This is a genomic window from Hydrogenophaga sp. (genome assembly GCF_028698005.1).
Classification (GTDB): domain Bacteria; phylum Pseudomonadota; class Gammaproteobacteria; order Burkholderiales; family Burkholderiaceae_C; genus Hydrogenophaga.
Window position 1 is genome coordinate 1 of sequence record NZ_JAQVEJ010000128.1, and the last position, 8,361, is coordinate 8,361.

The following is an 8,361-nucleotide window of genomic DNA, read 5'->3' on the forward strand; positions in this document are numbered from 1 at the left end:
GGGCCGCCGCGACGATGCGCGCGCGCGGCGTGAAACCGTGCGTCCTGCCCGCTGCCTCGGAGCCGATCAGCACCGCGGCGGCGCCGTCGACGATGCCCGACGAGTTGCCGGCATGGTGGACGTGGTCAATGTGCTCGACTTGCGGGTAGCGCTGCAGCGCCACGGCGTCGAAGCCCAGCGCGCCTAGCTCGGCGAACGACGGTTTGAGCGCCGCCAGCCCCGCGAGCGTGGTGTTCGGCTTGATGAACTCGTCCTGTGCCAGGATCACCTGGCCCAGAGCATCCCTGACCGGCACGACGGAGCGCTCGAAGTGGCCGGCCGCGCGCGCGGCGGTGGCGCGCCTTTGGGATTCCAGCGCGAAGGCATCCACGTCCTGGCGCGAGAAGCCGTTCAGGGTGGCGATCAGGTCGGCGCCGATGCCCTGTGGCACGAACAGCGTGGCGCTGTTGGTTTCCGGGTCCTGCGCCCAGGCGCCGCCGTCGGCGCCGATCGGCACGCGGCTCATGCTTTCCACACCGCCGGCCACGACCAGCTCCTCCCAGCCGCTGCGCACCTTCATGGCGGCCATGTTCACCGCCTCCAGGCCCGAGGCGCAGAAGCGGTTGAGCTGCACGCCCGCGCACTGCCAGTCCCAGCCGGCCTTGAGGGCGGCCACCTTGGCGATGACCGACCCCTGTTCGCCCACGGGCGAGACCACACCCATGACCACGTCGTCCACCGCGGCGGTGTCCAGGTCGTTGCGCCGCTGCAGTTCGGCCAGCAGGCCCGCGAGCAGGTTGATCGGTTTGACCTCATAGAGGCTGCCGTCCTTCTTGCCCTTGCCGCGCGGGGTGCGGATGGCGTCGTAAATGAAGGCTTGGCTCATGGTGTCTCCTGGGGAACTGTGCCGATGGTCGAAACAAGCGGATCAGTATAGACTTTTGCCAAGCATTTGCTTTGTATAAATCATCCACCCTCGTCCGAAAGGTGACACCCATGATCGAACGCAGCCTGTTCAACGCCGACCACGAAGCCTTCCGCGACAGCTTCCGCCGCTTTGTCGAGAAGGAGATCTCACCGTTTCATGACGCCTGGGAGGAGCAGGGTTATGTGGACCGCGAAGTCTGGCGCAAGGCGGGCGAGAACGGGTTCCTGTGCATGTCGATGCCGGAGGAATACGGCGGTGCCGGGGCCGACAAGCTCTACTCGGTGGCGCAGATGGAGGAGATCGCGCGCGCCGGCGTCAGTGGCATCGGCTACAGCCTGCACAGCGAAATCGTGGCGCCCTACATCCTGCACTACGGCACCGAGGAACAGAAACGCAAGTACCTGCCCAGGCTGGCCAGCGGCGAGATGGTGGGCGCCATCGCGATGAGCGAGCCGGCGGCCGGCAGTGATCTGCAGGGCGTCAAGACGACGGCCATCAAGAGCGCCGATGGCTCGCACTACGTGCTCAATGGCAGCAAGACCTTCATCACCAATGGCTGGCACGCCGATCTGGTGATCGTGGTGGCCAAGACCGACCCCGCGGCCGGCGCCAAGGGCACCAGCCTGCTGCTGGTCGAGCGCGGCATGCCCGGTTTCGAAAAGGGCAAGCGCCTGAAGAAAATGGGCATGAAGGCGCAGGACACCTCGGAACTGTTCTTCGACAACGTCCAGGTGCCGGCCGAGAACCTGCTTGGCGGTGCTGGCTACGAAGGTCGCGGCTTCATCTGCCTGATGGAGCAGTTGCCCTGGGAGCGGCTGCAGATCGCCATCGGGGCGGTGGCCTCGGCGCAGGCGGCGATCGACTGGACCGTGCAGTACGTCAAGGACCGCAAGGTCTTCGGCCAGCCCGTGGCCAACTACCAGAATACCCGTTACAAGCTGGCCGAGCTGCAGACCGAGGTGCAGGTGGCGCGCGTGTTCGTGGACAAGTGCTGCGAACTCATCAACGAGGACCGGCTGGACACGGCCACCGCGAGCATGGCCAAGTACTGGTGCTCCGACCTGCAGTGCAAGGTGATGGACGAGTGTGTCCAATTGCATGGTGGCTACGGCTACATGTGGGAATACCCCATCACCCGTGCCTACGCCGACGCACGCGTGCAGCGCATCTATGGCGGCACCAACGAGATCATGAAGGAAGTGATCTCGCGCGGAATGGGACTGGGCGGCCGCTGAGCGGCCGGACATCGGGTTTCCATTGGCGGATACAAAATGATGCGGAACGTCTGCAGGTTGGCGTGATCAGATGAGGGTGAATGGCCGTGCCCGCCCGGGCTGGTGGCCACCGGTTTGATCGTCCCCCAGGAGGAACCATGCATACATCCCGTTTTCGCTTGACGCTGATGTCCACCACGCTCGCGCTGGCTTTGGCCGGCTGTGGCGCGGTGGGAGGCCCCAATGAAACCTCGGGTACCGTCATTGGCGGGGTACTGGGCGGGGCCGTGGGATCGCAGGTGGGCGGTGGTACCGGCCGCACCGTGGCAACGATCGTGGGGGCGCTGATCGGTGCCAACATCGGTGCCAATGTGGGCCGGTCGATGGACCATGGAGACCGCATGCGCACGGCCCAGGTGCTGGAGACGTCGCGCACCGGGCAGGCCACGGGCTGGGTCAATCCGGACACCCGCAACGAATACGTCGTGACACCGACGCGGACCTATGAGCAGGCCGGTGCGCCATGCCGGGAATACACCATGCGTGCCGTGGTGGGTGGCCAGCCGGACACGGTGTACGGCACAGCGTGCCGGCAGCCCGATGGCAGCTGGCGTGTGGTGAACTGAGGGGGCTCAGGGGCGCGTGCCGAGTCGGCGGCTGCTGCCCAGCACGGCCAGGGCCACCAGGCCTGCCAGCATGCCCAGCCACAGGGGCACACCGCGGCCAATCAGGGCCGCCGTGGCGGCTTGGGTGATGCCCATGCCTTGCTGCTGCAGCAACCACAGCAAGGTGCCCTCGGTCACGCCCAGTCCGCCGGGGACGAAGGACAGGGCACCGGCCAGCAGCGACAGGGCGTAGCTGCCCACGGTGGGCCACGGCGGCGGGGCGACACCGCCTGTGGCCAGCAGCAGCCAGAGCCCGAGGCCCTGGCCGGCCCAGGCCAGCCCGCCCAGCAGCAGCGACAGGCACAGCATCCGGCCGCGCAGCAGGTGGTGCAGGGCGTGGGCGCCGCCATCGGCCGTGTGCGCCAGCGTGCCGCGGCCCAGCCGGCGGGCCAGACCAGGCAGGAGGCGCGAGCGCAGCAGGGCGAGCAGTGCCAGCAGGCCGGCCCAGACCACGCCGAACCAGACCGGGTGGGCCAGCAGAGGCGCCAGCGCCAGGCTGGCCAGCAGGCTGACGATCAGCAGGTCGGCCAGCCGCTCGGTGAAGAACGCGGCCAGGCTATGGCCCAGGGGGACCCCCAGCGGGACCAGGTAGGCGCTGCGCACGGTTTCGCCAAGCTTGCCCGGTGTCATGGCCAGCCCGAACCCCGCCAGGTAGATCAGGGCCTGCCGTCCCAGCGGTATGCGGTGGCCCAGGTGGGTCAGCAGCAGATGCCAGCGCAGAAAGCGCAGGGCATAACTGAGCAGCGTGAGGGCGAACACACCCAGCCAGGCTTTTGCTGGCAGGCGGGCCAGATGGCCCGGGATGGCGGCGAGGTCGTCGGGGCGCGCCCAGACCAGCCAGCCCAGCGCGGCCAGCAACAGGACAAGGGCGAGTGCGCGCAGCGCCGTGGACGGGGAGGGCATGGTGGGGTGCAGGGATTCGCCGTATTCTTGGGCTTACCCGCAGGAAAGGCTCGACAGGATGGCCGATTCGAGCGCATTATGGGTGCAAATTGCGCTCCTCCTGGAGGAAACTGCTTACCTGATCAGGCCGGCATCCACCGGTCAGCCACGACAGCAGGAGACAACGATGCAAGCTTTGAGCGCCGACATGGCGCGTGCCGCCTTTGCCGATTGCCCCGAGTGGGCCCTGGACCTGGAACGGGGCAGCGCACACCGCCGGTTCATCTTCGACGATTTTGCCCAGGCGTTCGGTTTCATGGCCCAGATGGCGTTGGTGTCCGAGGCCATGAACCACCATCCCGAATGGTTCAATGTCTACAACCGTGTGGACGTGACGCTGAGCACACACGACGCCGGCGGCCTGTCGCAGCGCGATGCCGACTGGGCGGCCCTGGCCGACGCCGCCTATGGTGCGCCGCGCACGTGAGGGCGGCCATGAACGCGGTCAAGGAGAAGACACTGCACGGCCTGGCAGCCGGTGAGCCGGGGCGGCCCGAGCGTCCCGACTGGACCATCGACCAGGGCTGGGCGCACTACAGCGCCGCCGACCATGCGATATGGAGGACCTTGTTCGAGCGGCAGATCAGACTGCTGCCCGGTCGGGCCTGCGACGCGTTTGTGCAGGGCATGAAGGACCTGCCCATCGGGGCCGAGCAGATTCCCGATTTCCGGCGCCTGTCGGATGTGCTGATGAAGCGCACCGGCTGGCAGGTGGTGGCGGTGCCGGGCCTGGTGCCCGACGATGTCTTTTTCGACCACCTGGCGAACCGGCGCTTCCCGGCGGGCAACTTCATCCGCGGTGCGCAGGAGCTGGACTACCTGGAAGAGCCCGACGTGTTCCACGATGTGTTCGGCCACATACCCATGCTCATGAACCCGGCCATCGCCGACTTCATCCAGGCCTATGGGCAGGGCGGGCTGCGCGCGCAGTCGCTGGGCAGTCTGCCACAACTGGCGCGGGTGTACTGGTACACGGTCGAGTTCGGCCTGCTGCGCCAGGGCGACGAGGGCCTGCGGCTGTACGGCGCGGGCATTGCCTCGTCCTACACCGAGTCGCAGTTCTGCCTGGACAGCCCGTCGCCGAACCGCCTGCGCTTCGACATCGGACGCGTGATGCGCACCGCGTACCGCATCGACGACTTCCAGGAAACCTACTTTGTCATCCGCGATCTGGACGAATTGCTGGAATTCACGCGCATCGACTTCGCGCCGCTGTATGAGCAGGCCCGGGCGGCGCAGGTCCTGCAGCCCGGGGACGTGCTGGCCGGGGATGAGGTGTTCACGCGCGGCGACGGCAGCTACCACCGCCAGCGCGCCGGCCGGCGCTGACCGGGTCAGGCCAGCAAGGCCTGCGCGAACTCCCGGGCATCGAAGGTTTCGAGGTCTTCGAGCTTTTCACCCACCCCGATGAAGTAGACCGGCACCGGCCGCTCCATGGCGATGGCACAGATGACGCCGCCCTTGGCGGTGCCATCGAGCTTGGTGATGATCAGGCCCGTGAGCTGCAGGGTATCGTCGAAGGCACGGACCTGGGCGAGCGCGTTCTGGCCCGTGTTGCCGTCGATGACCAGCAGCACCTCGTGCGGTGCGGTGGCGTCTGCCTTCTGTACCACGCGCTTGATCTTGCGCAGCTCTTCCATCAGGTGCAGTTGCGTGGGCAGGCGCCCGGCGGTGTCCACCAGCACCACATCCTTGCCGCGCGCCTTGCCGGCGGTCACGGCGTCGAAGCTGACGGCGGCCGGATCGCCCCCCTGCTGGGTGACGATTTCCACCGCCTGGCCGGCCAGCTCGGGGCTGGCCTCGGCGCGGTCGGCCCAGGCGGCCAGCTGCTCGCGCGCGGCCGCACGGAAGGTGTCGGCGGCGGCCAGCAGCACGCTGGCGCCCTCGTTGGCCAGGTGGCGCGTGAGCTTGCCGATGGAGGTGGTCTTGCCCGCGCCATTGACGCCGGCCACCATGATCACGGTGGGCTGGTGCTCGCCGATGACCAGCGGCTTTTGCAAGGGGGTCAGCAGTTCGGCAATGGCGTCGGCCAGCAGGGATTTGACGGCCGCCGGGTCGGTGACTTTGGCATTCTTGACGCGCTTTTTCAGGTCGGCGAGCAGGTGTTCGGTGGCCTTGACACCGGTGTCGGCCATGAGCAGCGCGGTTTCCAGCTCTTCGTAGAGCGTGTCGTCGATCTGCGCGCCCGTGAACACGGTGGCGATGCTGGCGCCGGTCTTGCGCAGCCCGCTCTTGAGGCGATCGAGCCAGCCCTGGCGGGCCGGAGCAGGTGCAGGGGTGGGTGCAGGGGTGGGTGCAGGGGCGGCGGGCGCCGGCGTCTGTGGCGCGGGTGAGGGGCTTGCGGCGGGTGCGGGTACCTCGGGGGCGAGCGCAGGGGCGCTGGGGGCCGGTGCGGGCTGGGGTGCGGGAGCTGGGGCCGGCGCCGGAGCAGCGGCCTTGCGACGGAAGAACGAAAACATCGTGGACTCTGGTGAAGGGAAGGCACAGCGCCGCACACCCTGCCGGTTGCGGGGTGTCGGCCAGGTCGGGCCATCCCGGGAGTCTAATCGCCCCGGCGCTCGGAGGGGCGGGCAGATCGTGGGGTGCGGGCACAATGGCCGGGAACACGGTATCCCAAGGAAAGGGCAGGCAAGGTATGAAAGCATCGGGTCAGGCGGTCATCGCGTGGGGTGGCGACGTGAACCTGGGCCGGCGCCTGCATTACTGCGCGGCGTCAGGCCAAGGGCCGGTGCTCGATGTCCCGGCGCTGCGCGAGGCCGACCTCGCGATCGTGAACCTGGAGTGTGTCGTCTCGCGGATCGGGCGCCTGGGCATCCGCAAGGGCGAGGCGGGACCGTACTACTTCCGTGCCCGGCCCGAGATGCTGGGTGTGCTGCGCGAGGCGGGCGTGGACGTGGTGACGACCGCCAACAACCACAGCGGTGACTACGGGCCGGAGGCCCTGATGGACCAGGAGCGCTGGCTGGCGGCGGCAGGCATCGGCGCGGCTGGTGCGGGGGCGAACGCGAAACAGGCCTTCGCACCGGTCTTCCGCCGCGCCGGGCCCTATGTGGTGGCCGTTTTCTCGGTGGATGCGACGCAGCGCTTCACTGCGGCCGGCTCCGCCACGCCGGGGCAGGCCTACTTGCCGCCAGACGATCCGACCCGTTGGACCGACGTGATGGCACCGCGTCTGGCCTACGCGCGCCAGTTTGCCGATGTCGTGCTGGTGGCCGTGCATGCCGGCCGCAATTTCGTCGCTGAACCCGAATCCGATGCCATTGCGCTGGCACATGCCCTGGTGGACGCAGGGGCCGACGCCGTGCTCGGCGCATCCGCGCATGTGGTGCAGGGCGTGGAGATCTACCAGGGCCGGCCCATCATTCATGATGCGGGTGATCTGCTGTTCGATGCCCTCACGCGCGACGACGATGACGGCGGCCTGTTCTCGCTGCACGTGGGCGCGGCAGGGATCGAACAGGTCGTTTTCACGCCGTTGCAGGTGGGTTTCGGGCGAACACGGGTGCGAACGGGCGAGGAAGCCCAGGCCGCCGCAGCGCGCTTCATCGGCAAGAGCCGACGCCTGGGTGCCGTGTTCGAGCCGCAAGAGGATGGCACCGCCATCCTCAAGCTGGCCGCGAGCCCTGGCGTGAAGGCACGGCGGCTGCCTTTGGGCCACGGGGTGGAGACGGTTCCCGAGGCGGACTGGGTCGTGGATTCGCTGCCAGCCGACGCTGAACTGACGCCGCCACGCATGCTGGGGCCACTGACGCTGCTCGGTGCGCGCGCCACCCCTCAGGTGCTGGAGCGCCGCGGCATGATCGTCGTCGAGACATTCTGGACCCTGTCCGCGCCGGTGGCGGACGACTGGCGCATAGAGGTGCGGGCCATCGCGCAGGATGATGGCGGACCGCCGCTGGCCTGGGGGGCTGCCTCCGACCACGATCCGTGCGACTGGATGCTGCCCACATCGCGCTGGCGGGCCGGCATCATCTACCGTGACCACTATGGCTTGCGTCCCCCAGCGCTCAACCGCTTGCGCAGCACCACGCTGGGCCTGGCCGTCAGGTTGGTCAGGGCCGGGCAGCGGCTTGCCTGGGTGCCGCTGCCGCTGACCATTGCGGTATCGATGCCGCCCACCCGGGGGGTGACGCGCACACGGGCGAACGCGCCTTGACATCCTCCCCGGCCTGAAGGCCGGAGATTCCTACGGCGCTCAGGGGCGGCATTGAGCCGCCCCTGAGTCGCTTCGGTGGGTTCCTGCTGCTGGCGACCCTACTGCATCGCTCACTTCACAGGCGAACCGGGCGTGTCCCGCCCTTAGCACATTGATCGCGCCGACCACATCGGCGTTTTCCTCGAAGCCACATTCCACACACGCAAATCGGGCTTGCGTCTGCCGGTTGTCGGCAGACACATGGCCGCAGCACGGACAGGAACGGCTCGTGTTCTGTGGCGGCACTGCAACCAGCCAGCCGCCTTGCCACGCCAGCTTGTAATCCAGTTGGCGGCGGAACTCGAACCAGCCTTGATCGAGGATGGACTTGTTCAGGCCGGACTTGGCCCGAACGTTTCGTCCCGGTTGTTCGGTAGTACCTGCCGCTGACCTGGACATGTTCCGTACCTGCAAATCCTCGATACACACCATCGCGTG

General features: G+C 68.0%; 9 protein-coding genes. 5 read left to right on the top strand and 4 right to left on the bottom strand.

Features of this window, described 5'->3' with window-relative positions; genetic code table 11:
- Positions 1–865: acetyl-CoA C-acyltransferase (locus PHQ87_RS12065; protein WP_300234558.1), on the bottom strand; the 865-nt coding region annotated here is incomplete at its 3' end.
- 110 nt (positions 866–975) lie between these two features.
- Here PHQ87_RS12065 and PHQ87_RS12070 point away from each other — a divergent pair.
- Together PHQ87_RS12070 and PHQ87_RS12075 are read left to right on the top strand one after the other, a co-directional pair.
- Positions 976–2,142 (top strand): acyl-CoA dehydrogenase family protein, encoded by a 1,167-nt coding sequence (locus PHQ87_RS12070; RefSeq protein WP_300234560.1) that lies wholly within the window; start codon positions 976–978, stop codon positions 2,140–2,142.
- Between the two features lie 137 nt (positions 2,143–2,279).
- Positions 2,280–2,747, top strand: a complete 468-nt coding sequence (locus PHQ87_RS12075; protein WP_300234563.1) for an RT0821/Lpp0805 family surface protein — start codon at positions 2,280–2,282, stop codon at positions 2,745–2,747.
- Between the two features lie 6 nt (positions 2,748–2,753).
- Here the strand turns inward: PHQ87_RS12075 and PHQ87_RS12080 are convergent, their stop codons facing one another.
- Positions 2,754–3,689, bottom strand: a complete 936-nt coding sequence (locus PHQ87_RS12080) for a lysylphosphatidylglycerol synthase transmembrane domain-containing protein (protein ID WP_300234566.1) — start codon at positions 3,687–3,689, stop codon at positions 2,754–2,756.
- A gap of 166 nt (positions 3,690–3,855) precedes the next feature.
- Between PHQ87_RS12080 and PHQ87_RS12085 the strand changes: the two genes are divergently transcribed.
- Positions 3,856–4,155: a 4a-hydroxytetrahydrobiopterin dehydratase gene (locus tag PHQ87_RS12085; protein ID WP_300234568.1), complete on the top strand. Its 300-nt coding sequence runs from the start codon at positions 3,856–3,858 to the stop codon at positions 4,153–4,155.
- A gap of 8 nt (positions 4,156–4,163) precedes the next feature.
- Positions 4,164–5,057, top strand: a complete 894-nt coding sequence (phhA, locus tag PHQ87_RS12090) for a phenylalanine 4-monooxygenase (protein ID WP_300234570.1) — start codon at positions 4,164–4,166, stop codon at positions 5,055–5,057.
- Between the two features lie 5 nt (positions 5,058–5,062).
- On the opposite strand, the gene ftsY is transcribed toward phhA, so the two are convergent.
- Entirely contained in the window at positions 5,063–6,187 is a 1,125-nt protein-coding gene (gene ftsY, locus PHQ87_RS12095) for a signal recognition particle-docking protein FtsY (protein ID WP_300234573.1), read from the bottom strand.
- Positions 6,188–6,363: 176 nt separating this feature from the next.
- Here ftsY and PHQ87_RS12100 point away from each other — a divergent pair, with 176 nt between their 5' ends.
- A complete protein-coding gene (locus PHQ87_RS12100; protein WP_300234576.1) occupies positions 6,364–7,884 on the top strand; it encodes a CapA family protein in 1,521 nt (506 codons plus the stop codon).
- Positions 7,885–7,923: 39 nt separating this feature from the next.
- On the opposite strand, the gene PHQ87_RS12105 is transcribed toward PHQ87_RS12100, so the two are convergent.
- Positions 7,924–8,361 (bottom strand): transposase (locus PHQ87_RS12105; protein ID WP_300234579.1); only part of this gene is annotated, 438 nt, incomplete at its 5' end.

Excerpts from the sequence above, each read along its gene's own strand:
- ftsY (WP_300234573.1), bottom strand. The coding sequence starts at position 6,187 with ATGTTTTCGTTCTTCCGTCGCAAGGCCGCTGCTCCGGCGCCGGCCCCA.
- PHQ87_RS12070 (WP_300234560.1), top strand. The coding sequence starts at position 976 with ATGATCGAACGCAGCCTGTTCAACGCCGACCACGAAGCCTTCCGCGAC.
- phhA (WP_300234570.1), top strand. The coding sequence starts at position 4,164 with ATGAACGCGGTCAAGGAGAAGACACTGCACGGCCTGGCAGCCGGTGAG.
- PHQ87_RS12100 (WP_300234576.1), top strand. The coding sequence starts at position 6,364 with ATGAAAGCATCGGGTCAGGCGGTCATCGCGTGGGGTGGCGACGTGAAC.
- PHQ87_RS12085 (WP_300234568.1), top strand. The coding sequence starts at position 3,856 with ATGCAAGCTTTGAGCGCCGACATGGCGCGTGCCGCCTTTGCCGATTGC.
- PHQ87_RS12080 (WP_300234566.1), bottom strand. The coding sequence starts at position 3,689 with ATGCCCTCCCCGTCCACGGCGCTGCGCGCACTCGCCCTTGTCCTGTTG.
- PHQ87_RS12075 (WP_300234563.1), top strand. The coding sequence starts at position 2,280 with ATGCATACATCCCGTTTTCGCTTGACGCTGATGTCCACCACGCTCGCG.